Source organism: Sporosarcina sp. FSL K6-1522 (genome assembly GCF_038622445.1).
GTDB lineage: Bacteria > Bacillota > Bacilli > Bacillales_A > Planococcaceae > Sporosarcina.
Genome location: NZ_CP152019.1, coordinates 3,827,545 through 3,854,197 on the forward strand (window position 1 = coordinate 3,827,545; position 26,653 = coordinate 3,854,197).

Consider the following 26,653-nt stretch of genomic DNA (forward strand, 5'->3'; position numbering starts at 1 on the left):
AGTATGAACAGAGTATAGCATTCCGAGCCCACGGATTGAAAAATAAACGCTTAAATAAAATACATGATCAAGTTACATAGTCAATGATTTTCAACACGAGCCCTACGCCGATTAACACGAAATAGGCAGACAAGAGTATAAGAAAGTACAAACGCCAAATCTTTCTCAGTAAGCGCAGTATCTGAAATTCCTTCACTTTCAATCGCTCGATAACAGCATAGACAATCGCAATAATCAGTGCAATCCCTGCTACATAGACCTCGACGCCTTCTCCAACAATCGTTCGAGAAATAATGTACACAGCAAGAAACAGTAACGGCGTCGTTACATCGACCGCAAGACCAATACCCGATGCAGGCGACTTCCCTAATTTTTTTCTAATGATCAGAAAAGCAAGCGTCACAACAAATGGGCACACAATCACGATGCCGATCAACGCTGAAATTACGCCGTTCATAGCGCAGTATCCCTCCGGTCCATCGCATATAATAACTGTTCAAAAGTTCCCAACAACGGTAATGACTTACCACGATACAGCGCCTTCTGTCTAACAGCCGTCACAATCGTCTCAATCTCCATCGGACGCCCCGCTAGACGGTCCGCTAACATGGAAGAGCGATTGCGAGCAGTCTTCCTACAAACGTCCGCTACAGCTTCATAAGGCAAGATGGCTTGCATCTCCGAAAAAGCATCGATGAGTTCATCATACAACGACGTAAACAACGATTCACAATGAGCGTCTGTTAACAACACTCCGTTCTCTACTTCAAGAATCGCCGTTAGCGGATTGATCATACAATTAATGAGTACTTTTCGCATGAGAATCTGTTCGGCATTCGTATGATAACTAACCGGAAAGTTTTTTGAATCAAGCTGTTCAACCGCATCAAACTGATGGCCATTTCCTCGTGCCGGTGCAATCGTTAACATACCAACGCCATTATGTTTCACCGTGCAATCATCCATCCGCTGCGCACCATGTTCAACCGTCGCAAATGCAACATTAGACAACGCTGTGTCATTCACTAACGCAAGATGACCGATGCCATTCTGGACAAACAAAGTCGGATTATTCATGTCCGCTCGTTCCATGTCTTCTAACAACGCACGTATCCCCGCATATTTGACTGCTACAATCCATAGCGCCTTTTGTGGCAGCTCCCGTATATGCGTCGTTGCAGCCGCCTGAAACTCGCTTGTTGTCCCATCCTGATTCACTCGTCGGATACCATCCTGTTGAATCTGTTGTGCCTGTTCTGTCCTTCTGACGTAAAATGTTACGCTCATCTTCGCTTCAGCGAAAAACGAGCCAAGCAATAAACCAATTGATCCCGCTCCTGCAATAACCACTTCCATCGGTTATTCCCCCTTATTCCTTCTCTCTAACGTTTTCAACTAAACGACTTTTTCATCCTCCAATGAAAAGACCCACCTGAATACGGGTGGGCCTTTCACTCTTCAACTGATTATACAGGATAAACCGGATGTTTTCTCGGTGGTTGTGGAAGTTCTTTCGTGCTATAGAAACGGAATCGATCTGCAAGCACTTCACGCAAGCTAGATGGCGCGACAATTTCATCAATGATCAATTCAGATGCCATTTTGTAAATATCGATTTCTTCCTTGTACTCCTGGTGCTTCTCTTGCACAAAAGCAAGACGCTCTTTTGGATCTACAATCGCTTCAATTTTGTTTGAATAGACGGCATTCACGGCTGCTTCTGGCCCCATCACTGCGATTTGCGCCATCGGCAATGCGATACACACGTCCGGCTCAAATGCGGGCCCCGACATCGCGTACAAGCCAGCGCCATAGGCTTTGCGAACAATAACAGAAATTTTCGGCACCGTAGCCGAACTCATCGCCATAATCAGTTTCGCACCGTGACGAATGATCCCTGCACGCTCCACTTTCGTCCCAATCATAAAACCTGGTACATCCGCGAGGAATAGCAGTGGAATCGAAAATGCATCACATAGATTAATGAATTTCGTCGCCTTGTCCGACGAATCGACGAACAATACGCCACCCTTCACTTTCGGCTGATTTGCTACAATACCTACCGCTTGCCCTTCAATCCGTGCAAAACCAGTAATGATTTCAGGTGCAAACAATTTCTTAATGTCAAAGAAGCTACCTTCGTCAACGAGCGCATCAATCGCTTCATACATATCGAATGGCGCATTTTGGTTTTCAGGAATAATCTCCTCAAGCGAACGTCCCTCTTTCGCTCCCAAAGCCCCCTTTAATGCAGGTTGCTCCGTAAAATTCGCCGGGAAGTAGCTAAGGTAACGACGCGCTTCTTCAATCGCTTCTTCCTCATTCGCCGCCAGCACGTCCCCACAACCGCTGACTGAACAATGCATACGAGCGCCACCCATTTCCTCCAGCGTCACTTTTTCTCCAATGACTTTCTCCGCCATACGCGGCGAACCCAAATACATCGACGCATTGCCTTCCACCATAATGACTGTATCGCAAAATGCCGGGATATACGCACCGCCTGCTGCCGAAGGACCGAACAGAATACATATTTGGGGGATGAAACCAGACAACCTCACCTGATTATGGAATATCTTCCCCGCTCCACGACGATTCGGGAACATGTCCAACTGATCTGTAATGCGAGCGCCTGCCGAATCGACAAGATACAGCATCGGCACACGGTTTTTCTCAGCGATTTCTTGAATACGAATAATTTTTTCAACCGTGCGAGACCCCCAAGAGCCCGCCTTCACCGTTGAATCATTCGCCATCACACAGACTGTCTGCCCATTGACTTTCCCCATAGCCGTGACAACACCATCTGCCGGTAAATCCCCCGCTTCACAATTTGCAAAACGCCCGTCTTCTGTGTAATTTCCTTCGTCAAAAAGAAGTTTGAGTCGATCCCGTACAAATAATTTGTTCTGTTCCTTCAACTTCTCGTGATATTTAGCATGTCCGCCAGCAAAAATCGCTTGTAGCCTATCCTCAAGTTTTTCATTATATGTTGTCATTTCAATACCCCTTCCCATTCCCAACTTCCCTCACAATGAGCGAGCACTTTACATACACACTTTTTAAGCTTCGATTGTCAATAAGACGTCTTCTTCGTTGACGAAGTCACTCACTTGCACATTGATAGACGTCACTTTACCAGCGACTTCTGCTTCCACTGGAATTTCCATCTTCATCGATTCCAGCACAATGACCACTTGCCCCGCCGTTACCTCTTCCCCTTCTGCTACATTCACCGTGAATACTGTTCCTGCCATCGTTGATTTTACTTGAGTCATTTTATCGTCTCCCCCTTTTGTTTTTCGAACCACGTTGCTAAAACCGCCGTTGAATAGTCACCAGCCAAAAAATCCTCTGATGCTAGAAACTTATCAAAAAACGGTATATTCGTTTTCAAACCTACAACTCCTACTTGTGAAAGAAATGCTTTCGACCGTTCAATTGCCTCACTTCGCGTCGGCGCATGGACAATCACCTTTGAAATCAGTGGGTCATAGAATGGTGTCACTTTTCCACCTTCAACATAACCCGAATCGATACGAACCCCCGTCGTATCTCCCCAATCCAGTTTCGTAATCGCTCCCGGCGAAGGCATAAATTTGACTGGATCCTCTGCGTAAATACGGAATTCAATGGCATGGCCAGTCGACGTGATTGCAGCCTGACTTTTCACTGGGAGTTCATTCCCCTTGGCTACTTCAATTTGCCATTCAACAAGATCGTATCCCGTTACTTGCTCCGTCACCGGATGCTCGACTTGTAACCTCGTATTCATTTCCAAAAAGTAAATGTCATTGTTGTTATCAACGATAAATTCAACAGTTCCCGCATTTTTATAAGCAACAGCTTTTGCCGCATCGACTGCTGCCTGATACAAACGATCCTTCGCTTCTTGTGGTAAATGCGGTGACGGTGATTCTTCAATTACTTTTTGATTGCGCCGTTGGACGGAGCAATTACGTTCAAATAGATGCACGACGTTGCCGGCATGATCTCCAAAAACCTGTACTTCGATATGGCGTGCATCCGCAATAAATTTTTCAAGGAAGACGACATCATCCCCAAAATACGCTTTCGCACGGCTTTTGACAGATTGAAAGTGTTGACCGAGCGCTTGCTCATCTTCGCAACGCACCATGCCAATTCCTCCGCCACCCGCACTTGCCTTCAACATAACCGGATAACCGATATCCTGTGCTGCTTGTACCGCCTCATCCAAAGAAGCAATCCCCTCATCCGTCCCAGGCACAACTGGCACCCCTGCCGCTTGCATCGTCACCCGCGAACCGATTTTATCGCCCATTTGGTCAATGGTATCTGCATCTGGCCCGATAAACGCTATACCGGCCTGTTGAACTTTTCGCACAAACTCTGCATTTTCCGATAGCAATCCATATCCAGGATGAATGGCATCAACACCGTTTTGAAGCGCAATATCAATAATAACGTCCGCTTGTAAATATGATTGTTGCACTTGTGCAGGTCCCAGTAGAAACGCCTCGTCCGCCTCTTTCACAAACGGCATATCGCTATCTGCTTCCGAATAGACGGCGACTGTTCCAATACCAAGACGCTGACAAGTCCTGATAATTCGAAGTGCGATTTCCCCACGATTCGCAACTAATATTTTATCCATAACAATCCCCCCAGCCATTTGATCGTGAACATATCCTTTCCCATATCTAGTTTATACGAAAAATGAAACCGTTTACAAGCTTTGTCTGAAAAAAAGATCTTTTCGTACCATTCCAACTCGACAAATAACCGGATGAGTAAAGAATAATCAATTACGCCTCGGCGTAATTGCGTCCAGATTTTTTTCGAGCGAGCTCGAAAAGCTCCTCTAAAAATCTGTGACATCCGCCGGAGGCTTTATCTTCGTTTAGCAGGTGTTTGAACACCCACTGAACAGGAAACAAAACCGCATTCATCTCGCCACCTATCGAGGTGGAAGTTTTCTGTAGCTGACGCTTCGCTTTCAGTACAAAAAGATTTGCTGAATGAAGATAAACGCTGCAGACGAACGCTATTTTATTTTTTAGCAAAAAAACGATCGACTGCTTCATGATGCGCTTCAGCTTCCCAAAGAATCGAACATTGGCGCGATTCTTCTAGCATACGGTCACGCATAAAATCAGCTGTCCATTTGCGAATGGCAACCGTTTTATATGCTCGGTGCACAGACGGATGAATGCGAGACATTTTAGCAAGAAAATGCTTAAGCCCCTCTTCTGCATTCCCTTCATACACTTCCGTCGCCCAGCCATCAGCAAGTAGCGATTCAGCTGTGTGCACCTCAGCCTCCGATAAAAAACGAAACGCTTGGTCATGCTTCCCCGACTTCTCAAATAATAGCGTCGCACCGCCCCAACCTGTCGTAATTGCTAACGTCCCTTGAATGAAACCTGCTTTCGCACGCGCGGATACTACTCGGTAATCGCATGCTGTCGCGATTTCACAACCTCCGCCAACAGCTACGCCATTGACAAGTGCAATCACTGGCACCGGCAATGTGGCGACTCGATATAACAAATCGGTCATTTTACTCAACATCGGAAAAGCCTCATTCGCTGTACGTAAGGCATGGAATTCTGCAAGGTCCCCTCCCGAACAAAATGCACGATCTCCCGCCCCAGTTATGACAACGTAGGCTACTTCAGGATGGTCTTCTATACGATCCAAAAATCGTTCAAGCCCTTCCATCACCTGATGATTCACCGCATTGCGCATGTCAGGACGATCGATGGTAAACGTCGCAATCCCATTGTCAATTTGAATATCGTAAGCCATATCCATTCCCCCATTATCTGTTTTTTCACTTTTCATTGTACCGATTTATCTACGATGAATACAACTATGTACGGAAAAGATTTCATAAAATATAACTCATTTTCATCTACGAACGACAATGTCTAGCTCCAGCGGCCAGATGCTCGGGTCACTTCGGTCTTGCTAATAAAGGCAAAAAGCGCCTTTATTTTCAAGCCCTCCAGTGCCTGTCGCATCTTGCAGGCCGCTTTCGCCTTTCAATAGAAAAAAGGCTACCGTGAGCCATGGTCTCACGGTAGCCTTTTATAGGCAAATCTTACTTATTTACCTACAACTTCTTTTCCTTTGTATTGACCGCATGATTTACAAATGCGGTGAGCCAATTTGATTTCGCCACAGTTATCACAAGTAGTCATTCCCGGTACTTGCAATTTATAATGCGTACGGCGTTTGTTTTTAACTGTTTTGGATGTTCTTCTTTTTGGTACAGCCATCTGGGGCACCTCCTTACGATCGCCTATTCGTCCTTGGATTCAAAGAATTTTGCCAAACCGGCAAGTCTCGGATCCACTTTCGTTTCCAGTTCCTCAAGGAGCCTGGCATTGTACGCCTCATCAGTTGTATATGACCAGCCTTTTCCTTCAGCCTGTTGCATTTCATCCGCTTTATCGCTGAATATTTGCAAGGGCACTTCAAGGAGGACGAGCTCCTCAAAGACAGGGGTCGGATCGATGACTTCTCCCACAACAGGATGGATTTCATCGTCTGTCGCTAGCACATCCTCATCCCAGCTGAATTGTTCATCAGCTTCGATTGAAAACGGCAGTTCGACGTCTTCCCATGTACGGGAACAAGGCAATGTCATTGTCCCTTCGAGCCGGAATCGGCATGCCAATTTCTTAGCACCGATTGTACAACTCCCGGTCACTCGGACAGGCGTAATATTCCGGATTTCCGGGTTCCGTATTTTAACGGACTCAAGGTCGACAGCTTCGTCAAGCGGCATCGCACCTTGCCTGTATCTCTGCAATTGATGGATTGACCATTTCATGTCTATCACCTCAAGACAACAATGTTGATTATATAATGGGCGAAAAGGGATGTCAAGATATTTTCTTGTCACTTCATCAGCCGCATAGGTATAATTACAATACATTGTAACAAAGGAGTGACGACTTTGAAAGCGACAGGAATTGTTGTTGAATATAATCCGTTCCATAACGGACACTTATACCATGCACGGCAAGCGAAAAAAATCACAGAGGCTGATGTTATCATTGCGGTCATGAGTGGGAATTTCTTGCAACGGGGAGAACCTGCTTTCGTTGATAAATGGGCCCGTACGCAAATGGCCTTACAAAACGGCGTAGACGTCGTTTTTGAGCTCCCTTACGCTTTTGCGACCGCTAATGCTCCTTCCTTCGCCAAAGGCGCTATACAGCTACTAGACGCCGCACAATGCAGTGCTTTTTGCTTCGGTAGCGAAGACGGGGAAATCGAGCCACTCGAAAGAAGTTTTCAGCTCATTCAACAGGCTGGAGAGCATTATGAGCAACTTATCAAAGATGCCACTCGCCGTGGACTAAGCTATCCGAAAGCGTTAAATGAAGCGTATGTCGCTACTGCGAATACCTCAGCAATCAATGGTACACTGGCGGATTTATCGAAGCCGAATAATATATTAGGTTTTCATTATATGGAATCAGCCTACGCGATCGGCTCTACAATGACAGCCACTACAATTCCCCGGATTGTTGCGCAATACCATGACGACGCCATTGCGGGCAATCAAATCGCCAGTGCAACAGGTATTCGTAAAGCTTTTTTTGAATCGGACACACTCGAAACCGTTACCGATTTCGTGCCAGGTGCGACACAAAACATTTTGCACAGCCAACAATCCTTTGGCAGTTGGACAGCATTTTATCCCTATCTGCGTTTCACGATTTTACGGGATGGTCCCGAACGCCTAAAAGCCATTGCGGACATTGCCGAGGGCATTGAAAACCTGTTTTATCGTGCAGCAACGACAAACACAACATTTGAAGGTTTCATGCAAGATGTCAAATCCAAACGCTATACATGGACACGCCTTCAGCGAATGCTGACACATATCTTCACTGGCTTCACGTACGATTTACGAGACGACATGCAAACGCCTTCCTACTTACGCTTACTTGGAATGACACAAACAGGAAGACAATACCTGAATGAACAGAAAAAAAGGCTAAAGCTACCTGTTGTTAGCAAAGCAGCCGCCTTTTCAAATCCGTCCCTTCGGATGGACATTCACGCAGCAGACATGTACGCACTTGGTAAGGAAGACCCTTGCCTTGGTAGCGATTACACGACGCATCCAATCTTCATCCGATAGATAAAATTCATTTTTCTTCTAATGATGCTAAATAATCCAGCGCATCATCAATCGTTATGACCGGCACGATTGTCATAGTCGTGCCAATTTTCTCTGCTGTTTTTACAGCTTCCTCATAGTTGGTCATAATTCCCGGATTTGCCGCCTTCACTTCCGCCGGTAAATCATCAGCTGGTGCAAAGAAAATTTCCACCCCCGCCTGGTCTGCAGCAATCACTTTAAAGTCTGCGCCCCCAATACGGCCAACGGTTCCATCTTCTAGCATTTCTCCCGTTCCCGCGATGTTATAACCTTTTGTTAAGTCTTCGTCTAACAAACGATTCATAATTTCAAGCGTGAACATCAGTCCAGCAGAAGGTCCGCCAATATCAGACGTTTTGAATTCGACTTCCGGATCTGTTGTCAATACCCGATCCTCTTCAAAGCGTACGCCGAGTCCAGCACGCCCTTCACTGTCAGGGATTTCTTTCAATGTGACCGTCACATCGCGCAATTTGTCTCTCCTGTCTACAGACAACAGCATGTCATCGCCCAATTTTTTATCGTCAATCAGCGTAAAGAATTGACCGGATTCTGTAAGTTCAGTACCGTCTACCGCATGAATTCTATCACCTGCTTCCAAAATACCATCTGCGGCTCCTCCTTCAAGGACCATCGTAACGAAAATTCCATTGTAATCGACGTCAACAGGCAGACCCGCTTTTTCAAATGCCACTGTAATTGCATTGAACTGCGAACCGGACATCATGCGCCTCTGTCGTACATTATATTCCTTATCATTTTCTCCATCCCGCCGCACCTGATTAGCGGGAAGTAGTTTCTTGTTATCGGAAAACTTCGAGTACATATACAAAAATGGGGTCGCCTTAGAAACCGAAATCGTCATAAGACTAAATGTCCCCACATCATCCTGATCTCCATCTGTCACTTCCACAAGCGGTGCTAAGTCATAAGCGCCCCCTGGTTGTGATATATATGCATCAAGTGGATAAACAAGCAAAATCGCAATGATGACAAGGATAATGCCCGCTACGCCGAATTGCTTTTTTTTCATGATTTGTGCACCTCCGTTAATAGCCTGTACTTTCTTTACATATACATGAGTGTAGCGCCGAAAAAAAAGCTGACAAACGATATTCTACCTGCTTTATGGTCCCGTAACAAGAATAAAGAAAGGAGCGATGTGTATGAAAAATACCATGCATGCGCACACACTTTGATAAGATGGTAAATGTTGTCGTTATTTGGGGCCTCATCATTTTGTTCATCTTACAGCCAGGCATTGCACACGAGGGAGCCATGGCAGGTGCGCAGTTGTTCGTCCATGCGCTTCTCCCCTACTTGCTTCCCTATATTATTTTGACACAATGGTTGTTAAAAATGCCAACCAAGCAAAGGATAACGAAACCTTGGCGACGATTTGTCAAAGCCTATATACTCGGTTCGTTTGGCGGCTTCCCAGTTGGAGCTGTCACCGTTTCCGAAATGAAAAAAAACGGGGAACTCTCACAAAAGCAAAGTGCGTTTCTACTTGCCGCTTGTCACGCCCCGGGCCCGATGTTTATCATCGGTTTTGTTGGCACTGAACTCTTCGGACAGATTAGCTTAGGTTGGAAGCTCCTGGCCGCCATTCACATCGCCAATATCCTTTTCTTTCTAATCGCCCTCCTCTTTCTATCGCGTGATACGCATACGGCCAGTGATTTGCTACAACCTACGCCAAAGCAAATAAAAGCGCCACTCCTTGAGGCGCTCAAAGAAAGTTCAAACGTGATTATTCTTGTCGCAACGACTGTCATCTTTTTTTCGTCTCTCGGAATGGTTTTATCGACTGTCCTCACATCCGCCTTCACAGTCGATATGGGAATTGCCAAAACCATTGCCCTGTCCTTTTTTGAAATGACGTCAGGCGTTCAATCTGCGACAGATCATTTCTTCGGTCAGCCTATTTTTCCATTTCTCATCGCCGCCATCATCTCCATGAATGGGCTTAGCATTCATATGCAGGTGACGGTGATTGCAAAATCGGCCAGCATCCCAATGATACCTTATTATCTCGGGCGCATCTGGAGCGTGGCACTTGTCCCTATCATCTTCTATATCATTTATTAAAAAAATGGTTATGATGAAAATTGCTTTTCACCATAACCATTTTTCACACTTTGAACTTCTTCGCAAGCGCTTCTTCGACCGGTTTCGGGACAAGCTCAGAAATCGCTCCGTCATACTTCGCCACTTCTTTTACAATGCTTGAACTCAGAAACGAATACTGATTATTCGTCATGATGAAAAACGTTTCAATGCTTTCATCAAGCACGCGGTTCATCGAAGTAATTTGCATTTCGTACTCAAAATCGGAAACAGCTCGCAGTCCACGTACAATCGCAGATGCCCCTATACTTTTCGCATAGTCGATGAGTAACCCCGAAGAAGAGTCCACTTTCACATTCGGAATCATTGCGGTTACTTCTTCAATAAGCCCCACACGCTCTTCAACAGAGAATAAGGAATTCTTCGCTGAGTTATTCATAACGACTACATAGACTTCTTCAAAAACTCTTGCCGCCCTTTTAATAATATCCAAATGTCCATTCGTTACAGGGTCGAAACTCCCTGGTACAACTGCAATTTTAGCCAATGATGAACCCTCATTTCTCATAAATGGTTATTGCAACATTTCCATATACCGGGCTTTTTATTTTACGATATAGACCATAGGCATCCGGTAATGCCAGTTGCTTTTCATGCTCACAAACGATGATGGCTCCTTCAGACAGGAGATCCGCTTCCACAAACTCTTGCACTAAATCATAAAATTTCGTCTCGGCATAAGGAGGATCTATAAACAACAAATCAGCCTTCGCTCCTGCCGCCTGTAATACCTTCACAGCATGTCGAGCATCCGCTCGCTGAATATGTACTTCTTCTGTAAAGCGACACTTTTCTGCATTTGCTTGAATGATTGCACATGCTTTCGCATTTTTCTCAAACACAAAAGCCTCGTCGGCTCCCCTTGAAAGCGCTTCAAAAGATAGGGAACCACTGCCGCCAAACAATTCTACGGCAGTGCCTCCATCAAAATAAGGTCCGATAATATTGAACACAGACTCTTTCACTTTATCCGACGTCGGACGTGTATTTGTACCCGGCAATGATTTCAGTGGAATGCCTTTTCTTGAACCTGAAACAACCCTCACTTGCTGTCACTTCCCTCTATCAATTTGGAGATTCGAACGATGTCAATTGCCTCATCTGTCTTTTTTATACTCAACAAAAACAAGCGTTGAAACCACTCTGCTTCAAAATAAAAATCATTTTCCATCATTTCAAAAGGCTTCGTTGCAACACTATATTTCCGATCATTATACACATAAAAAAGCTCTTTTTTAGGAAATCGGAATACGCGTGCATCCGTTTCAATATAAATGGACTGCTCATTTGAGGTTACCGAATACCCTAACTGGCTTAATATTTGTTGAGCCGGATAAAATGTTTTACCGTCTTTCAAAATCACTCTGCTGTCTGGATCAGCTGTTCCTTCCAGATGCACTTGCCGTGTATCTTCCAACAAAAATGGAGACAAAGCCGTTCCTTCTTGGCTATTACGCTTAAAAAAGGACGTTTTAAAACCTGTAACTTTGCCAATCATATCATCCAAAACAGTCGCATCGACTTGTTGCTCTTCTGCTTCCAACAAAGTTGTTCGTAGCTGTTCCATTTCTTCCGCTGTTAATGCATCCGCTAACAAACCTACAACATTATGCGTTTTTTCTAATCCCAATGGCTTTTCACCAATAATAGAGGCAATTGCTTCCGCAACAAGCTGCTCATTTGGTGGAATGGAAAAGCGGGCACGCATATTCGTTATCAAAAACAAATCGGACAATTGTTCTACAGATGTCGCATTGGATACGATGAACCTGTCCGCTTGAATTAGCGGTTGTCGCTCATTAATGACAACCGTTGAATGGTCTGCACCGATACGTTTTAAAGCGGCATCTACGTCTTCAAGCCCGGTCATATCCGCCCCTTTGCTATAAACAGCAAGCTTGTCCCCACTATACAAAAGTGGTTCTTCTTCTTTTTGCCAATAGAGATCTGTCACGCCACCAGAACCTTTAAAATAAGCATATGTCATCAGGTCGATTTTCTTTGTACCCATTTGCTTTAAACCAGTAACCCATAAACCACCAAGCCCTGTTTCATCTGACAAATGGAACGCTGTCGATGAAGCCGTAAAGCCATGAAGACTTGCAAATGGGGCTTTGAACAATGCCGTTTGTTCCATCGGTGCCTGTTTAGGAATGATATACGCAATGGATTGTTCGGTTACATCCCCTTCTACAAACGCTGTAGCACTCTCATCAAAGCGTGCACAAGACGTCGCATTTTCCATATAACAAGAACGGTCTACACTCGCTTCCGGCCAACGTATTTCATGCCGTGCTTCTGATAGCCCTCGAAAATGTTGCCGTATATGGAGGCCATCAGGTCGATTCGTCACTTCAATTTCCTGCGTATATGTCTGCACCTTCGAATTTGTAGCAGCCACTTTTCCTGATTGGCTGTAATGAATGCTCAGAAGAAGTCCATTGATAACAAGTAAAAGCACAATTGTCCTTACAATAAATTTCAAGTCTTCCACCTCACATGGTATGATAAGTCTGGATTTATCTTCATTCAGCAAAAAACTTCCACCTCGATAGGTGTCGAGATGAATGTGGTTTTGTTTTACTGTTCAGTGGATGTTTAAACGCCGGCCGAATGAAGATAAAGCCTCCGGCGGATGTCACAGATTTTTAGAGGAACTTTTCGAGCTCGCTCGAAAAAAATCTAGACGCAATTACGCGGAGGCGTAATTGATGTATTATGAAAGGTAGTGTTTATGTATGATATTGCACCAACGATTTATAGAACTTGGTGAAGGTTATGGAGACGTCTACGAATTATGCGAATTAATCCGCACAAATCAAAACCGTCTGCATAAGACTTTCATCTTATCCTCTGAAACAACATCAGGGCACGCATTATCGCTTGCCGCAGCCTTTGAGCCTGCAAACGACAGTCACTTCATGCCGATTTACGTTTGCCGAGAAGGAATCATCCAATCAGGTGCTGAAAAATCGAAACGAAGATTGCTCTTTGAAGAAGCTGCGGAACAAGCTGGCACTGCAGCCGCTTACATCGAGTTGAAGCACTCTTCTGAGTTTGCCGAACGAGACCTGTACTTTCAATATGTGACAGGTATCCTACGACTCAATCATTTACTACCACCATTACGCTAAACTTTATAATCCGGTTTTATAATCGTATTCCTTTGCCTTATCGGGCTTGGCGTTTTCATATTCCGTTTTTACATAAGGTCTGTACGAAGGGCTGACTTTTTTCACGGATGGAAGACGTTCGATTTTACTAATGACTGCATTAACATCTTCCATATTGCAGTAAAGAACAACGTACTTCATTTTACGTGATATATAATGGACATGACCGTATTTACGAAATGATTTCGCTTGTTTTAAATGATGGAGATAGATAATAACTCCTTGTCGATCAACCATAAACTCCACCTCTTTCCCTTTCCCATACAATACCATAGGACAGAAAAGGGCTGCAACTAAAGAAAAGCGAAAGCGCTTTGGTAGGAGCGACAGGTGTTGGCCAACTAAGTTCGCCGCGTCCTGCGGCAACGTCGACACTAGTACGTCCTGTACGTCGGAGGGCTTGAAGATAAAGGCACTTTTTGCCTTTAACAGCAAAGGGGAAGGCAGTCTAAAAACGCCACGTCACAAGATAGATGCTTTAATTTCTGCAAAAAGCGCAAAAATACAGCACATCGAACCCTTCGCAGTTCGATTGGCAACGACTGCATGACCTACACGAAACTAGACGTAGAACAGTTGCTGACAGCGGCACTCATTTACCTTATAATAAAAAAGTATATGTAATTGATGAGGAGGTTCTTAAATGGGTAGAAAAACAAAAATGGCACTCACGGTAGGCGCCGCCAGTGTTGCTGCGTGGGCTGCTTCTAAAGTTGTTGCAAAACCTGCCCCTCGTGAAGGTAAAAAAGCACTCGACTTTGACAATCCAATTATTCTCGCTCATCGTGGCGGCCTTACTGAAGCACCTGCCAATACAATGGCTACATTCTCAACAGCGGCAAAACTCGGCGTGCATGGATTTGCCGTTGATATCCGTCTAACAAAAGACGAAGAAATCATCGTCTTTCATGATGAAATCGTAGATCATGTAACCGATTTTTCCGGCAAAGTAGCAGATTATACAATGAGCGAATTACAAAAAGCTGATGCAGGTTATACCTATACAAACGACAATGGAGAACATCCTTATCGCAATAGCGGCGAGAGAATCCTTTCTCTTCGTGAACTTCTTGAGACATTCTCACATATGCTGATCGCCATTAACTTAACAGATACGCCAGATACCTACGAAGGAAGTTTAATGCCTTCTAAACTGTGGAGACTTCTTGAAGAACTCGGTGCCGAAGATCGTGTGATTGTGATGAGCGCATATGATGAGCAAACTGATAGATTCAATTTATATGCACAAAATCGGGTAGCCATTGGTGCTGGTAATACTGAAGTGAAGAGAGCCTACGCTGCGTTTACAAGCAAGTTTGGCCATCTGTATAGCCCACGTGTGGATTTTTTCATCGTACCTGAAAAATTGGGTATGTTTCCTTTAGGCACAGAGAGTTTCATCCTCTTTCTGTCTTCCTTAAATATCCCCGTCTATTTTGAGGGCATCAACAATCCCGACACATTCACCAAACTACTAAACGCAGGTGCCGCAGGTTTTGTTACAAATCACTCGGCACTAGCAATGGATATCGTGCAAAAAAATAGTGCTGAATAAATAGGTCAATGCTATTAAAAATCGCTCCAAGTTCCGAATAAAACGGAACTTGGAGCGATTTTCATTTAAGGTTTACGGCTTTTCTTTCTGTCCAACGCCTGTCGCGCCTAAGCGGGCGCCCTGCACTTTTCTTTGTTGTCTAGGCTCTGGGACGCCAGGCGCTTTTCTTGTTTATGCCGAACAAGAACAGCTGCTTCCGGTACCACAGCTACCGCCGCATGATGAATCGGATGTAAAGAATGCGCTACCTGCTGGCACTTTTACTGCTGGTGATACAGATTTTGCAATGATTGAACCAATCTCGTCAAGCATTTCTTGAACATCATTCTCAGCCAATCGTAAAGCGGCGACCTGTTCGTTTACATCCAACTCTCGCTTCTGCACACGAATACTCTTCATTACTATATGATAATCCGGATGGTAACGTCCGAATCGTTGCACTTCTTCATAGCGCTCTTTCATAGTTGTAAACTCTTTGATGGATTTTCCTAATTCCACATCGGAATAGACCGTATCGTGCGCTCTACGATAGTCAGCTACCATTTCCGAAGAAAGTAGCATTTCGGAGAGTTGTTCCGCTTGTTCGATGATGGTGATCCATTCGTCGGTCATCATCATAAACTAATCGCCTCCAATTCTCCTTTATCATACCAGATTGCACGATCTCTGCACACCTATTCTGGACTCGTTTCTTCAGGATGAATATAGATTTTTTCACGCAAAGCTTGCTGTGCTACTTCGAAATCGGAGAAAGAGATCAATCCTACAGCTGTATGCTGTGTCTTCTCATGCCCTTTTCCAGCAATTAATACAATATCCCCTGGCGCCGCATAGAAAACGGCTTGGCGAATAGCATTCTTTCGATCAGGTACAGCTTCGGCCGCCGTACACTCTCCCCCAAAGCCCGACATAATGTCTGCAATGATCGCTAACGGATCCTCACTTCTCGGATTATCTGACGTCACAATGACACTTGCCGAATAAAATACAGCAAGCTCTCCCATCTCTCTTCTTTTCCCTCTATCTCGCTCCCCGCCACAGCCAAAAACGGTGATCAGCTTACCTTGGCAAATCCCAGAAAGTGTTTGTAAAACAGCTTCAAGTGCATCAGGTGTATGCGCATAGTCAATGAACACCGTTACCCCCCCTCGCTCCATCTGCTGTAACCTTCCTTCAGGTAGTTGCAGTAAGGGACAGAAAGGTAAAACTTTATCCAATTGGTATCCTAAAATCACCAACGCACTACTAGCCGCCAATGCATTGCGCCTATTATAGTTACCCGGCATCGATAGCTGCAATTGTTCATCATCCAAATAACAATCGGCTACTCGATTATCCCCAAAATACACCTTCGGCACCGCCGCATCTTTAGCCATTGCCACACAATGCGCATCTTCTCCGTTGACAATAATCGTTTTAGCTAGATGCACAAGCTTCTTTTTTGCTTGTATATAAGCCTCCTGCCCGCCATGCTCTTCGTAATGATCAACCCCAATATTCAACAATATGCCAATATCAATTTGACAATGATCTAAACGACACGTGGATAATCCAACAGACGATGCTTCTAAAACGATGTGTGTAACACCTGCCTCTTCACATAATGCAAGTAGAGGATGCAGGTATTCAGCAGGTAATGTCGTCATTTTAGGCGCATTAAACATCATTTGAACACCATCCACAAAAATACCCGTCGTTCCAATAACCGCTGTTCGAACACCATGCCGCTTTAATAATTGCCCTATAAAATGCGTTACCGTTGTTTTACCATTTGTGCCCGTAACAGCTATGACTTTCAACCTCTCCGAAGGATTGCCTGCAAACCGAGCACTCGCATATGACAGGAATTTTCTACAATCAGGTACAGTCACAACAGGCACACCGAGGGTAATAGTCGGTTCAATAGCCCGATCGACCACAATCGCCACGGCCCCACGCTCTACCGCCTCTGCAATATATAACGCACCATCATCCCGTACACCTTTTCTTGCAATAAAAATATACCCCGCTTTAACAGTTGACGCCGTTTCAGTAATCCCCGCGACGATAGCTCTAATCCCTTTGCCACTGACCGTACAAGGCCAGTCTTTCAATAGCTCCGTTAATAGCAGCATCACTCTCCCCTTCCCGAACATTTTTACTGAAAACGAATATATTGAGAGCGAACATACTTTATCGTATGAAGAAAACACAACGAACGTCACGAAGAAAGTTGGGATCCTGAATGATTGTTCAAAAATTCGGTGGAGTTGCGATGAAAGATGAACAGATGCGTTTGAAATGCATTGCACACATAAAAGAGGGGTTACAAAAATACCAAAAAGTCATTGTTGTCGTTTCTGCCATCGGCCGTAAAAATGACCCTTACTCAACAGACAGCCTTCTACAACTTACAGAGGCTTTTTCATCGGTAGGAGAAGCAAGCGATCTTGCTGCTTCCTGTGGGGAACTTATCGCAGCTGCTGTGTTATCTGCAGAACTGGAGAGAGCTGGCGTGCCAAATACCATTCTCCACGGGGCTCAGGCGGGGATTTTAACAAAAGGGCCGTTCGGAGACGGGACAATCGTCCATATCGACCCTACGACTATGATGAGTCGCCTCGAAAAAATGGATTGTATCCTCGTTCCTGGATTTCAAGGGATAGATGCCACCGGGCGTGTCATGACCCTCGGAAGAGGCGGTAGCGACTTAACCGCCATCGCTCTAGCTGCAGCCGTAAATGCATCGCATGTTGAATTTTTCAAAGATGTACCCGGTGTGATGACAAACGACCCGCATAAATTTGCCAATGCACGCAAGCTTGACGTACTTAGCATGGACGATTTTCTCCCTCTTCTCAATTGCGAAAGGCCCGTTATTCAACAGCGTGCCGCACGCCATGCCATCAAAACGGCGATACCCCTTTACATCAGAGGTATCGCCAGTTCAGAGAAAGGTACGTGGATTTTCCCTAGTTGAAATTGTTATTTACGGTGTCTTCTTATCATCTGCCACTACGCGAATCAAATACTGTGTATAATACTTTCCATATGCACCTGTTCCAAGATGTGTGAAATCCTTATCGAGGAGGACACTCCTGTGAGCCGGGGAATTAAGCCAACCATGGACGGCTTCTATCGCATCGACATAATTGAATGCGATATTTTCCCCCGCTTTCCGATGCTCAATCGCCTCTTCTTTCAACCGATCCGCTAGACTCTCAACTGCAGGAGATTCTGACGAGGATAAGTCTTCAAGCGCCGTTTCCTCACTATGCTCACGCGCCGCAATACCCAGCCAATAATCGTCGAGCAACTCCTCTACCCCATGGTTCTTACGGTAATTATTCGTCAGCTCAAAAATTTGACGTTCCATCGCCCGATCCACTTCCAACTGCTTCGTGGATGATGGATGTTCTGCACTAAGCAATCTCCCCATATAAGCCATATCATACGGTTGATGGATCACCAATGTAACTGGGTCGATAAATCGGACAGCTTCTAAGTCTCCATCAACGCTATCAATATAAAGCTGAGCGTACAGATTATCATATTGAATGAGCAAACGGTTATTCACATCCTCACTACTCAATGTGAATGTGTAAACATTGTCCTCGATTGGGACAGCCACCTCGGATTCAACAATGGTAAAACGATAAATGTCCTTGACATCTTGCCCCATTTTAAATGGGCTGATATCCATAGAAAAATCGTTACTATATACTTGGTTGATTTTCCCCTCCATCACACCTACCATTAACTGGCGTTCTCCATTAAAAATCCACCAATCATACCCATATCCAGATGGTTCAATCCGATCCGGTACCCCCATCTCCTCCGTTAATATATCTGCGTTCTTTCCAACGAGAAGTGATAAGCCCTTTTCCGGTCTTGATGTTCCTGTAATTGGCTCTCCGTCACCCGTGCCTGGTACTGGAATAACGGTGCCATGTTTTACAGGTGATTCGAGCGGTTCATTTTCCTTTATCCGATCATCCATATAATAGAAAATCACAAGGACGACAATAAGTAAAAGAACTATTTTCCACAAAACTTTCATAATTTCCGTCCCTGCTTTCAGTTTTATAATAAATAAATAAATAAATATGTAGCATTCGTTCCATTACTTATAAAAATGGGCAACTTCCGTCGAATTAAGTTAAGTATAACATGACTTGCTCCACCTACCGTGTCTAAATGATTGCTAGCAAAAATTCACAACTACTTTGGATGCAATTACCACCGAGGTACAATGGATCTTCTTCATGACACAATGTTGCCATTGCAACTGTTCGCGATTTGTTCTATTATAAATAGGTATAGGGAATTGGCTGAACGATATTTAAGGAGGACTTGAACTATGTATATTGAAGATACAGGCATTGAAAATATTATTGCCGACTTATCCGTACTGGATGAAATTATGTTAAAACACGACCTAATTCGTGCTGGTCAATGGGACTACGAACGTGCAACTTTCGATAAGAAATATGTGAACAAAGAAGGTACATTCTATCTGCGTGTGTTCAGTTATACAACTGATGGCGACGTTGATACACGCGACGCAATCATGAACTTGAAAAAGCCAGTACTTGGCAAGTATTACTACCCACATGGCGTTGAGTATGGTGAAGAAGAAAACTTCCCAGCAAGCCTTGTAAAAGACTGTGTTGCAACACTAAAAGCAGTAAGTGAAGCATTGCAACCTTATAACCTAAAAAAATAAGAGATACGTAAAAGCCGGAGAACATTTTGTTCTTCGGCTTTTTTATACTGAATTAGCTATATTTTGGTTATCATGAATATATAGGACAACCATTTATCGTATTTCGTTTGGAGGAATGTTCGTTGGCGAAATGGCTTACGAAACGTCATGTAATTATCAGCGTCAGTATACTATTGATACTCCTTATTTGTATCTTTATCCTTCCTGTTTCACTGCCTATCATTTTTGCATTACTAACTGCAATCCTGATTGATCCACTCGTAAAATTAGTAGAGAAAAAATGCAAATGGAAACGCGGCATCTCCGTCATGTCGGTTTTTCTTATGATTCTTGCCGTTATTGCCTCCATTAGTTATTACACTATCACCCGGTTATTCGGAAAAGTGATCGAACTAACCAAAGCTGCCCCCGACTATTTCAACTCGCTTTCAGGCGTATGGATTGACAGTCATAGCAAGTTGTTCCAATACACCTCCGGCATGCCTGACGAAGTCGTTAAGGCCATTCAAAAAGAATTCAAGAGTATATTCGAGTCTATGCGCGAATCAATCCTCAGCTTGCTCAGCTATGACAGAATGATGATCCTCATGACGGAGATTCCAAATTTTCTTGTGAGCTTTATCGTCTACATCATTGCACTGGTACTCTTCATGCTCGAATTACCCGAACTGAAAAAAATGTTATTCCGGCACTTAACAACAGCCACGGCAGAAAAAGTTCGCTATATGATCACCAAACTCAATGCTGTCATTTTTGGCTTCATAAAAGCACAGCTACTCGTCAGTCTCATCATCTTAGCCGTGACATTTATCGGGCTGCTATTCATCACTCCAAAGTATGCTATTACGATGTCCATCATCATCTGGATTATTGATATTATTCCTATTCTCGGTTCCATCATCATCCTGGCACCTTGGTCACTCTACCTACTCATTAGCGGAGATATCGCCACAGGCACACAATTGGCCGTTTTAGCTATCATTTTACTCATCATCCGACGAACAGTCGAACCTAAGGTAATGGGCTCTCAAATCGGCTTGTCCCCTTTGCCGACATTGATTTCTATGTTTATCGGCTTAAAGCTGATAGGCTTTCTTGGCTTTTTCGTCGGCCCCCTGATTGTCATCCTTTTCACAACTGCTCGTGAAGCTGGAGTCATTAAAGTAAATTTTCGTATCTAGCTTGGCACGGAAGTTTAAATGATAAAAAACACGCAATTCACTAATCACGTGAATGCGTGTTTTTGTTAGAAACCAAGAATCGCTTTAAGCATCGATGTCGTTTCTCCACCCTTATAAAAAACGTACAGGAGCAAGTAAACTAACACGCCTGTAAGTGCCGTAAACAACCAAATCACGCTTGTAACAGGCCCCAATTTCCGATGTCGAACTAAATTATTTTTCAATCCCGCTACAATCGTCACAACTCCAAGCACTGCCCCAGTCATCGCCAGACAGATATGAAAAATCAGGAAAATTGTATAATAGATTTTCAACCCATCAGGACCACCAAACGATGTGTTTCCGACAATAATCGTTCGTGACACATAAATAATCAGAAACAGAACAGCTGATACCGCTGCTGCTAACATCGTTTTCTTATGTGCTTCTATTTTTTTCTTACGAATAAGACTCCAACCAATTGCTACGAGTACGGCAGAAAGTACAATTAGAAATGTACTAAGTGTAGGCCAAAATGGTACCGACATTCATTAGTTCCCCTTTTCTCTATAAACTACTCTTATTGGCCATGCATCGTCAGTCTTTGACGCTCCAATAAGTCTTTTTGCGTAATTTCATCTGCATTTTCCTGCTCTTCCTTATACCATTTAATAAAGACCCTTCCAAGCACAACTACGTAAATAATTTCCTGTGTAACTTTCATCAGAATGCCACCTAGTTGCTGATCATTCACTGTAGGCATATTCGTAAACAATTCAGGACCTGAAAGTCCTAAATCAGCTAACCCAGCAAGTGTCCCAGCCGGCACACAAAGTGCCATCGCCTGTAACCACGCTTCTCCACTTTTATACGTTTCATAGACGGGGACATCGACAAAGATGATTAAAGCACAAGCAGGTGTAATTAAAATCGCACTTAAAATCACATAGCCAATTTTTTTCAGCCCATGAAGTTTTGGTTGCCCTTTCATCGTATTTACAATTGGCCACCAGAAGAATAAAGCTGAGATAAACAAAGTGACCGTAAACACCGTATGCAAAGGGGCACTTAGTTTGACATGATCTAAAATAATCGGGATATGATAAATCGAGAACATCCCGATAAATAACAAAATCGCTATAATTGGTCGCGTCAACAAGCCGAGAATCTTATTCAGAATTCCTACATTAAAAACTTTTTTCCACATCCAGTTAGGTATCCCCATTAGTAAGAACGGAGCCACTAACAGCAATAACAAGGCCATCTGCATCATATGTACAGAAAACAGAATATGCCCAAGTAGATCGACAGGCGACCCTTTTATAATATACAGTAAGACCATTCCAGTCAAAAAGAATACCAATTGGGTCCGGCTTAGTGGCTCGGAGCCTTCGAATCGATGACGCATTTTGATTGCAAGCACTAAATACAACACAATACCAAGTACAACGAATGATAAAAATATAGGGCTCCATAACGCTTGAAACCCAAATATGCTTAAAGGCATCATTGCCATCGCTCCTTCAATAAAGTCTTCTTTCATTATAAAACTAACGGCACTGGAACTCAATGGACGAACTATGACAATTCACATTTAACTTGATTCAGCAAAGCCTTTTGTACTCAATAAGAAGTATCCAACCTTTACTCTTATAATGGACATCTATTGAGTATCTTACACTTTTCCTTTATGGAAATAGAAAAAGTCAGTGAAAGATAAACTCTTCCACTGACTTTTTTAGCTATTGATTACCACCAAACAATTGTGAGGAATGTTAACGGAATAAGGAAACCTAGCAATGCTCCCGTATACATAAACATTTGTGGAACACCATGTCCTTTTTCACTCATATGCATGAAGTAATACAATTGTAAGCCGACTTGAACTGCTGCAAATAACAGCAATGTAGGCAAAATAAAGAATTTCGAGAACCCGAGAACATCAGATTGGTAAGCGACTACCATAGAAAATGAAATCAGTGTCAGGAAAATCATTAGCGAAAACATCATTACTTGGTTACGCATTGATTTCTTCGCACGTCTTTGCCCTAACGCAAATTCAGCCGGAGTCTTTTTGTAAACTTGGATGTCTGCCATATTAACCTATCACTCCCATCAAGTAGACTACAGTGAAGATGAATACCCAAACGACGTCGATAAAGTGCCAGTACAATGAAAACGTATAGTACTTTGTTGCATTGTACAAGTTCAATCCACGTTTAGCATTACGGAAAATCAGCAACGTAATCCATACGAGTCCGATCGCTACGTGGAAACCGTGCGTTCCGACAAGTGTATAGAACGAAGAACTGAATGCACTGTTATCATAAGTAAAGCCGAGGCCAACATAATGCACGAACTCATATACTTCAAGCATTAAGAATCCAAGCCCTAAGAACGCCGTAATCGCAAGCCAAAGCTGCATTTTCTTGAAGTTATAATTCTTCAAGTGATACATCGCATACACACTTGTTAGTGAAGATGTTAAAAGAAGCATCGTCATAACAAATACAAGTGGTAATTCAAACAATTCTTGTGTTGAAAATTCAAAGCCACTTGGACCTTTGTTTTTCAATGCAAGGTATGTTGCAAACAATGTAGCAAAGAGAATCGTCTCTCCACCAAGGAATAGCCAGAAACCGACAAACTTATTTTTCGCCTCAAGCGTTGCTCTTTCAGGATTGTCTGGCCACGTCTCAGGGGTGAATTTTTTATTCAAATCCATCAGTTTTGACCCCCTTTACGCTTTAGATCTCTTAAGAGTTCATCTTTTTTAACATAAAAACCTAGGTCATCTTTCAGTGAGCGCAATGACATTGCGATGAAAGTAAGTAATAGACCTGCAATTAGAACTGGTAGACCCCATGCTGTTTCTACGCGGAACATTGCTCCAAATCCTGCGATGAACATACCTAATGTCATGAAGAATGGAATAATTGAACCGTGTGGCATATGGATATCTTGTAAAGGTTCAGCTGGAGTGATTCCAGACTTGTTCCCTTCCATTTTTTCAATCCATACAGTATCAAGACCACGAACAAGTGGTGTCTGCGCAAAGTTATAGAATGGTGGTGGTGAAGAAATTCCCCACTCAAGTGTACGTCCGTCACCCCATGGATCATCTGCAACTTTAACATTTTTAACAGAAGTTACGATGATGTTGATAACGAGTACAATTACACCAATCGCCATGAACAATGCCCCAACAGAACTGATTAAGTTCGCAGTGTTCCATCCTTGTCCGTCCATAAATGTCCAGACACGGCGTGGCATTCCCCAGAATCCTAACCAGTGCTGGATAAGGAATGTCATGTGGAAACCGATAAAGAAGAACCAGAATGTCACTTTACCAAGCTTCTCGCTTAGCATTGTACCGAACATTTTCGGCCACCAGTAATGCGTAGCTGCCAAAATTCCAAGTACAACACCACCAACGATTACATAGTGGAAGTGAGCAACGATAAAGTATGAGTCATGCAATTGATAGTCAAGTGGTGCAGCACCTTGCATAACCCCTGTAACTCCACCCATAACGAATGATGGAATAAAAGCTAGTGCATAAAGCATCGGCGTTGTAACCGTAATGCTTCCGCCCCAAATTGTTAACAACCAGTTGAATATCTTAACCCCGGTCGGTACGGCAATAGCCATCGTCGCTACCGCGAAGATTGCGTTCGCTGTTGGCCCAAGACCAACTGTGAACATATGGTGAGCCCAAACCATGAAGCCGAGGAATCCGATTAGCACCGTAGCAAATACCATCGATGGGTAACCGAATAGACGTTTACGAGCAAACACCGAGAAGATTTCAGAGAAGATACCGAATGCCGGTAAAATCAAGATATATACTTCAGGGTGACCGAAAATCCAGAAAATATGCTCCCAGATAATCGTGTTTCCACCAAACATATGGTCAAAGAACTTACCTCCAAACATTCTATCGAATGTCAGGAAGAATAATCCAACCGTTAGTGGTGGGAATGCGAAAAGAATCATCGCTGACGCTACAAACGTAGTCCAAGTAAATAGTGGCATACGCATATACGTCATACCCGGAGCACGCATGTTGATGATTGTTACAAGGAAGTTAATCCCTGCCATCAACGTACCACCACCGGCAATTTGAAGTCCGATTGCATAGAAGTCAACACCGTGACCTTCAGATGCAAGCGATAGTGATGCATATGATGTCCATCCTGCATCAGGAACTTGTCCGATGAACCAAGAAACGTTCAAGAACAATCCTCCGAAGAAGAACATCCAAAAACCTAATGAGTTAATGAATGGAAACGCAACGTCACGTGCTCCAATTTGGAGCGGCATAATGGCGTTCATAAACCCGAATAATATCGGCATGGCTGCTAGGAATATCATCGTCGTTCCGTGCATGGTAATAATTTCGTTGAAAAGTCCCGCACTGACGAAGTCGTTGTTTGGTTTCAACAACTGTATCCGAATGATCATAGCCTCAATACCACCGACTACGAAGAAGAATCCTCCACCAAGGAGATAAAGGATACCAATCTTCTTATGGTCGACAGTTGTCAGCCAGTCCCATAGCGTTGCGCCAAAGCCTTTCTTTTGAGCAACTGAACTCAATTTGTTTACCTCCTCTTCAAATTCACATTAAAAAATTATTTCTCAACCGATAGTCCCATTAAATATTGTGCAAGAGCGTCGAGCTCAGCATCAGAGATTTTATCTCCATATGAAGGCATTAAGTTGCCCGGCTTGTGTTTCTGTGTATCGCTAATCCAAGCTTTTAAATCTTCTTCCGTGTGATCCATAAATCCAGCTACGCGGTTACGGTCACCGAATGCTGCAAGGTTAGGTCCTTGTTTGTCGCCAGTTTTACCAACTGCGGAAACCGCGTGACAGCCGATACAGCCATTCTCTTGGAATACTGCTTCTCCCTCAGATACTGCAACATCCGTATCTGTTGCTTCGTCACCAGTTGCTTGCATTGCAGTAACCCATTGATCGAATTCTGCACGTGGCATTGTTTTAACTTTGAAGTCCATTAGTGCGTGAGACGGACCGCAAAGCTCCGCACACTTACCGTAGAACACACCGTCTTTAAGATCTTTTGAGTCTTTTGCAAATTCTAGGTAGAATTTGTTGACGTTTTCAACGTTCGTATCTAGTTTTCCACCGATTGCTGGAACCCAGAAGGAGTGTTTAACGTCTGCAGCAAGTAGGTTGAAATATACTTTCTCATCTGTTGGTACAACTAATTCTTGTGCTGTAACAATTCCAAGGTCTGGATATGAGAATTCCCACCAGTACAATTTTGCTGTCACATCGACGACCAAGTTTTCTGCGTTTCCTTCATCATCCACAGCACTCATCGCTGTAACATCCCCAAGTTTATATGTGTAATAAACTGTAGGTACCGCCAACACCAAGATGAGTATAATTGGAATGATTGTCCAAACAAGTTCCAATGTGTGACTTCCTTCAACTTGTTCAGGAATATGCTCTTCACCTAGTTTTGAACGTCTGAAACGAACAATTGCAACTACGTAGATGAGTACGACTACAATGATTACCAATAACATAATTGCTGATGACAATAGCAGCAAATTGAACTGATCCTTACCAACTTGCCCCGCTGGGAGAAGTGTGGAAAGTTCTTCTTGACCACATCCTGCAAGGAATACGGTAAGAGCTGCTAATAGAGAAAAGAGACGCCACTTTTTGAGTCCTTTCATCATTGCTTAATGATACCTCTCTTTCTAAAAAAATGTTTTCTTATCTTGAGGACTG

Annotated in this window: 30 protein-coding genes; 7 read left to right on the forward strand and 23 right to left on the reverse strand. The window is 43.7% G+C overall.

Features of this window, described 5'->3' with window-relative positions:
• Positions 1 to 67: 67 nt before the first annotated feature.
• The 9 genes from MKY34_RS19095 to MKY34_RS19135 form a co-directional block, all read right to left on the reverse strand.
• On the reverse strand, positions 68 to 457 hold the full coding sequence (locus MKY34_RS19095; RefSeq protein WP_342512695.1) for a DUF3397 domain-containing protein: 390 nt from the start codon (positions 455 to 457) through the stop codon (positions 68 to 70).
• Positions 454 to 1,356 carry a 2-dehydropantoate 2-reductase gene (locus MKY34_RS19100; protein WP_342512696.1) on the reverse strand — a complete coding sequence of 301 codons (903 nt, stop codon included), beginning with the start codon at positions 1,354 to 1,356 and terminating at the stop codon, positions 454 to 456. The genes MKY34_RS19095 and MKY34_RS19100 overlap by 4 nt, the downstream gene beginning before the upstream one ends.
• A 110-nt stretch (positions 1,357 to 1,466) precedes the next feature.
• Positions 1,467 to 3,017 carry an acyl-CoA carboxylase subunit beta gene (locus MKY34_RS19105; RefSeq protein ID WP_342512697.1) on the reverse strand — a complete coding sequence of 517 codons (1,551 nt, stop codon included), beginning with the start codon at positions 3,015 to 3,017 and terminating at the stop codon, positions 1,467 to 1,469.
• A 45-nt stretch (positions 3,018 to 3,062) separates the two neighbouring features.
• Positions 3,063 to 3,278 carry a biotin/lipoyl-containing protein gene (locus tag MKY34_RS19110; protein WP_342512698.1) on the reverse strand — a complete coding sequence of 72 codons (216 nt, stop codon included), beginning with the start codon at positions 3,276 to 3,278 and terminating at the stop codon, positions 3,063 to 3,065.
• Complete coding sequence (locus MKY34_RS19115) at positions 3,275 to 4,636, reverse strand: biotin carboxylase N-terminal domain-containing protein (RefSeq protein ID WP_342512699.1); 1,362 nt, start codon at positions 4,634 to 4,636, stop codon at positions 3,275 to 3,277. The genes MKY34_RS19110 and MKY34_RS19115 overlap by 4 nt, the downstream gene beginning before the upstream one ends.
• 151 nt (positions 4,637 to 4,787) lie before the next feature.
• A complete protein-coding gene (locus tag MKY34_RS19120) occupies positions 4,788 to 5,066 on the reverse strand; it encodes a hypothetical protein (protein ID WP_342515341.1) in 279 nt (92 codons plus the stop codon).
• A complete protein-coding gene (locus MKY34_RS19125) occupies positions 5,032 to 5,790 on the reverse strand; it encodes an enoyl-CoA hydratase/isomerase family protein (protein ID WP_342512700.1) in 759 nt (252 codons plus the stop codon). Before MKY34_RS19125 ends, MKY34_RS19120 begins: the two co-directional genes overlap by 35 nt.
• A 299-nt stretch (positions 5,791 to 6,089) precedes the next feature.
• Complete coding sequence (rpmF, locus tag MKY34_RS19130) at positions 6,090 to 6,263, reverse strand: 50S ribosomal protein L32 (RefSeq protein WP_342512701.1); 174 nt, start codon at positions 6,261 to 6,263, stop codon at positions 6,090 to 6,092.
• A 23-nt stretch (positions 6,264 to 6,286) separates the two neighbouring features.
• Positions 6,287 to 6,820, reverse strand: a complete 534-nt coding sequence (locus tag MKY34_RS19135) for a YceD family protein (protein WP_342512702.1) — start codon at positions 6,818 to 6,820, stop codon at positions 6,287 to 6,289.
• Positions 6,821 to 6,937: 117 nt separating this feature from the next.
• Here MKY34_RS19135 and MKY34_RS19140 point away from each other — a divergent pair, with 117 nt between their 5' ends.
• Positions 6,938 to 8,143: a nucleotidyltransferase gene (locus MKY34_RS19140; protein WP_342512703.1), complete on the forward strand. Its 1,206-nt coding sequence runs from the start codon at positions 6,938 to 6,940 to the stop codon at positions 8,141 to 8,143.
• A 7-nt stretch (positions 8,144 to 8,150) separates the two neighbouring features.
• Here MKY34_RS19140 and MKY34_RS19145 read toward each other — a convergent pair whose 3' ends face one another.
• Positions 8,151 to 9,197, reverse strand: coding sequence for a SepM family pheromone-processing serine protease (locus tag MKY34_RS19145; protein WP_342512704.1), 1,047 nt, complete (start codon positions 9,195 to 9,197; stop codon positions 8,151 to 8,153).
• 206 nt (positions 9,198 to 9,403) lie between these two features.
• Between MKY34_RS19145 and MKY34_RS19150 the strand changes: the two genes are divergently transcribed.
• Positions 9,404 to 10,255 (forward strand): hypothetical protein, encoded by an 852-nt coding sequence (locus tag MKY34_RS19150; RefSeq protein WP_342512705.1) that lies wholly within the window; start codon positions 9,404 to 9,406, stop codon positions 10,253 to 10,255.
• Between the two features lie 43 nt (positions 10,256 to 10,298).
• Here the strand turns inward: MKY34_RS19150 and coaD are convergent, their stop codons facing one another.
• From coaD to MKY34_RS19165, 3 genes are read right to left on the reverse strand one after another with little or no spacing between them, the layout of a single operon-like run.
• Entirely contained in the window at positions 10,299 to 10,781 is a 483-nt protein-coding gene (coaD, locus tag MKY34_RS19155; protein WP_342512706.1) for a pantetheine-phosphate adenylyltransferase, read from the reverse strand.
• A gap of 10 nt (positions 10,782 to 10,791) precedes the next feature.
• Positions 10,792 to 11,340: a 16S rRNA (guanine(966)-N(2))-methyltransferase RsmD gene (gene rsmD / locus MKY34_RS19160; RefSeq protein ID WP_342512707.1), complete on the reverse strand. Its 549-nt coding sequence runs from the start codon at positions 11,338 to 11,340 to the stop codon at positions 10,792 to 10,794.
• Entirely contained in the window at positions 11,337 to 12,830 is a 1,494-nt protein-coding gene (locus MKY34_RS19165) for a stalk domain-containing protein (RefSeq protein ID WP_342512708.1), read from the reverse strand. The genes rsmD and MKY34_RS19165 overlap by 4 nt, the downstream gene beginning before the upstream one ends.
• Positions 12,831 to 13,032: 202 nt before the next feature.
• Here MKY34_RS19165 and MKY34_RS19170 point away from each other — a divergent pair, with 202 nt between their 5' ends.
• On the forward strand, positions 13,033 to 13,428 hold the full coding sequence (locus MKY34_RS19170; protein ID WP_342512709.1) for a methylthioribose kinase: 396 nt from the start codon (positions 13,033 to 13,035) through the stop codon (positions 13,426 to 13,428).
• 3 nt (positions 13,429 to 13,431) lie between these two features.
• Here MKY34_RS19170 and MKY34_RS19175 read toward each other — a convergent pair whose 3' ends face one another.
• The gene (locus MKY34_RS19175; RefSeq protein WP_342512710.1) at positions 13,432 to 13,704 is read right to left on the reverse strand and encodes a DUF2129 domain-containing protein; all 273 of its coding nucleotides are present in this window, start codon (positions 13,702 to 13,704) and stop codon (positions 13,432 to 13,434) included.
• A 406-nt stretch (positions 13,705 to 14,110) separates the two neighbouring features.
• Here MKY34_RS19175 and MKY34_RS19180 point away from each other — a divergent pair, with 406 nt between their 5' ends.
• Positions 14,111 to 15,022, forward strand: a complete 912-nt coding sequence (locus tag MKY34_RS19180; protein WP_342512711.1) for a glycerophosphodiester phosphodiesterase family protein — start codon at positions 14,111 to 14,113, stop codon at positions 15,020 to 15,022.
• Between the two features lie 171 nt (positions 15,023 to 15,193).
• Here the strand turns inward: MKY34_RS19180 and MKY34_RS19185 are convergent, their stop codons facing one another.
• Together MKY34_RS19185 and MKY34_RS19190 are read right to left on the reverse strand one after the other, a co-directional pair.
• Positions 15,194 to 15,640 carry a YlbF family regulator gene (locus tag MKY34_RS19185; protein ID WP_342512712.1) on the reverse strand — a complete coding sequence of 149 codons (447 nt, stop codon included), beginning with the start codon at positions 15,638 to 15,640 and terminating at the stop codon, positions 15,194 to 15,196.
• Between the two features lie 56 nt (positions 15,641 to 15,696).
• On the reverse strand, positions 15,697 to 17,136 hold the full coding sequence (locus tag MKY34_RS19190; protein ID WP_342512713.1) for a UDP-N-acetylmuramoyl-L-alanyl-D-glutamate--2,6-diaminopimelate ligase: 1,440 nt from the start codon (positions 17,134 to 17,136) through the stop codon (positions 15,697 to 15,699).
• A gap of 110 nt (positions 17,137 to 17,246) precedes the next feature.
• On the opposite strand from MKY34_RS19190, the gene MKY34_RS19195 reads away from it, so the two are divergent.
• The gene (locus MKY34_RS19195) at positions 17,247 to 17,981 is read left to right on the forward strand and encodes an aspartate kinase (RefSeq protein WP_342512714.1); all 735 of its coding nucleotides are present in this window, start codon (positions 17,247 to 17,249) and stop codon (positions 17,979 to 17,981) included.
• A 9-nt stretch (positions 17,982 to 17,990) separates the two neighbouring features.
• Here the strand turns inward: MKY34_RS19195 and MKY34_RS19200 are convergent, their stop codons facing one another.
• Positions 17,991 to 19,061, reverse strand: coding sequence for a CAP-associated domain-containing protein (locus MKY34_RS19200; protein ID WP_342512715.1), 1,071 nt, complete (start codon positions 19,059 to 19,061; stop codon positions 17,991 to 17,993).
• Positions 19,062 to 19,361: 300 nt separating this feature from the next.
• Here MKY34_RS19200 and MKY34_RS19205 point away from each other — a divergent pair, with 300 nt between their 5' ends.
• Positions 19,362 to 19,727, forward strand: coding sequence for a YugN family protein (locus MKY34_RS19205; protein ID WP_342512716.1), 366 nt, complete (start codon positions 19,362 to 19,364; stop codon positions 19,725 to 19,727).
• 122 nt (positions 19,728 to 19,849) lie between these two features.
• Positions 19,850 to 20,908 carry a sporulation integral membrane protein YtvI gene (gene ytvI / locus MKY34_RS19210; protein WP_342512717.1) on the forward strand — a complete coding sequence of 353 codons (1,059 nt, stop codon included), beginning with the start codon at positions 19,850 to 19,852 and terminating at the stop codon, positions 20,906 to 20,908.
• Positions 20,909 to 20,973: 65 nt separating this feature from the next.
• Here ytvI and MKY34_RS19215 read toward each other — a convergent pair whose 3' ends face one another.
• The 6 genes from MKY34_RS19215 to coxB all read right to left on the reverse strand — a co-directional run bounded on the left by MKY34_RS19215 (position 20,974) and on the right by coxB (position 26,601).
• Entirely contained in the window at positions 20,974 to 21,435 is a 462-nt protein-coding gene (locus MKY34_RS19215; RefSeq protein ID WP_342512718.1) for a DUF420 domain-containing protein, read from the reverse strand.
• A 32-nt stretch (positions 21,436 to 21,467) separates the two neighbouring features.
• Positions 21,468 to 22,397, reverse strand: coding sequence for a cytochrome c oxidase assembly factor CtaG (ctaG, locus tag MKY34_RS19220; RefSeq protein ID WP_342512719.1), 930 nt, complete (start codon positions 22,395 to 22,397; stop codon positions 21,468 to 21,470).
• A gap of 239 nt (positions 22,398 to 22,636) precedes the next feature.
• Positions 22,637 to 22,984, reverse strand: a complete 348-nt coding sequence (locus tag MKY34_RS19225) for a cytochrome C oxidase subunit IV family protein (protein WP_342512720.1) — start codon at positions 22,982 to 22,984, stop codon at positions 22,637 to 22,639.
• 1 nt (position 22,985) lies between these two features.
• On the reverse strand, positions 22,986 to 23,612 hold the full coding sequence (locus tag MKY34_RS19230; RefSeq protein ID WP_342512721.1) for a cytochrome (ubi)quinol oxidase subunit III: 627 nt from the start codon (positions 23,610 to 23,612) through the stop codon (positions 22,986 to 22,988).
• The gene (locus MKY34_RS19235; RefSeq protein WP_342512722.1) at positions 23,612 to 25,486 is read right to left on the reverse strand and encodes a cbb3-type cytochrome c oxidase subunit I; all 1,875 of its coding nucleotides are present in this window, start codon (positions 25,484 to 25,486) and stop codon (positions 23,612 to 23,614) included. The genes MKY34_RS19230 and MKY34_RS19235 overlap by 1 nt, the downstream gene beginning before the upstream one ends.
• Before the next feature lie 35 nt (positions 25,487 to 25,521).
• Positions 25,522 to 26,601: a cytochrome c oxidase subunit II gene (gene coxB / locus MKY34_RS19240; RefSeq protein ID WP_342512723.1), complete on the reverse strand. Its 1,080-nt coding sequence runs from the start codon at positions 26,599 to 26,601 to the stop codon at positions 25,522 to 25,524.
• Positions 26,602 to 26,653: the final 52 nt, after the last annotated feature.

Bases quoted from the DNA above. Each gene is read 5' to 3' on its own strand.
- MKY34_RS19095 (WP_342512695.1), bottom strand. From the start codon at position 457: ATGAACGGCGTAATTTCAGCGTTGATCGGCATCGTGATTGTGTGCCCA.
- MKY34_RS19100 (WP_342512696.1), bottom strand. From the start codon at position 1,356: ATGGAAGTGGTTATTGCAGGAGCGGGATCAATTGGTTTATTGCTTGGC.
- MKY34_RS19105 (WP_342512697.1), bottom strand. From the start codon at position 3,017: ATGGGAAGGGGTATTGAAATGACAACATATAATGAAAAACTTGAGGAT.
- MKY34_RS19110 (WP_342512698.1), bottom strand. From the start codon at position 3,278: ATGACTCAAGTAAAATCAACGATGGCAGGAACAGTATTCACGGTGAAT.
- MKY34_RS19115 (WP_342512699.1), bottom strand. From the start codon at position 4,636: ATGGATAAAATATTAGTTGCGAATCGTGGGGAAATCGCACTTCGAATT.
- MKY34_RS19120 (WP_342515341.1), bottom strand. From the start codon at position 5,066: ATGAAGCAGTCGATCGTTTTTTTGCTAAAAAATAAAATAGCGTTCGTC.
- MKY34_RS19125 (WP_342512700.1), bottom strand. From the start codon at position 5,790: ATGGCTTACGATATTCAAATTGACAATGGGATTGCGACGTTTACCATC.
- rpmF (WP_342512701.1), bottom strand. From the start codon at position 6,263: ATGGCTGTACCAAAAAGAAGAACATCCAAAACAGTTAAAAACAAACGC.
- MKY34_RS19135 (WP_342512702.1), bottom strand. From the start codon at position 6,820: ATGAAATGGTCAATCCATCAATTGCAGAGATACAGGCAAGGTGCGATG.
- MKY34_RS19145 (WP_342512704.1), bottom strand. From the start codon at position 9,197: ATGAAAAAAAAGCAATTCGGCGTAGCGGGCATTATCCTTGTCATCATT.
- MKY34_RS19170 (WP_342512709.1), top strand. From the start codon at position 13,033: ATGATATTGCACCAACGATTTATAGAACTTGGTGAAGGTTATGGAGAC.
- MKY34_RS19175 (WP_342512710.1), bottom strand. From the start codon at position 13,704: ATGGTTGATCGACAAGGAGTTATTATCTATCTCCATCATTTAAAACAA.
- MKY34_RS19180 (WP_342512711.1), top strand. From the start codon at position 14,111: ATGGGTAGAAAAACAAAAATGGCACTCACGGTAGGCGCCGCCAGTGTT.
- MKY34_RS19185 (WP_342512712.1), bottom strand. From the start codon at position 15,640: ATGATGATGACCGACGAATGGATCACCATCATCGAACAAGCGGAACAA.
- MKY34_RS19190 (WP_342512713.1), bottom strand. From the start codon at position 17,136: ATGCTGCTATTAACGGAGCTATTGAAAGACTGGCCTTGTACGGTCAGT.
- MKY34_RS19195 (WP_342512714.1), top strand. From the start codon at position 17,247: ATGATTGTTCAAAAATTCGGTGGAGTTGCGATGAAAGATGAACAGATG.
- MKY34_RS19200 (WP_342512715.1), bottom strand. From the start codon at position 19,061: ATGAAAGTTTTGTGGAAAATAGTTCTTTTACTTATTGTCGTCCTTGTG.
- MKY34_RS19205 (WP_342512716.1), top strand. From the start codon at position 19,362: ATGTATATTGAAGATACAGGCATTGAAAATATTATTGCCGACTTATCC.
- MKY34_RS19215 (WP_342512718.1), bottom strand. From the start codon at position 21,435: ATGTCGGTACCATTTTGGCCTACACTTAGTACATTTCTAATTGTACTT.
- ctaG (WP_342512719.1), bottom strand. From the start codon at position 22,397: ATGATGCCTTTAAGCATATTTGGGTTTCAAGCGTTATGGAGCCCTATA.
- MKY34_RS19225 (WP_342512720.1), bottom strand. From the start codon at position 22,984: ATGGCAGACATCCAAGTTTACAAAAAGACTCCGGCTGAATTTGCGTTA.
- MKY34_RS19230 (WP_342512721.1), bottom strand. From the start codon at position 23,612: ATGGATTTGAATAAAAAATTCACCCCTGAGACGTGGCCAGACAATCCT.
- coxB (WP_342512723.1), bottom strand. From the start codon at position 26,601: ATGATGAAAGGACTCAAAAAGTGGCGTCTCTTTTCTCTATTAGCAGCT.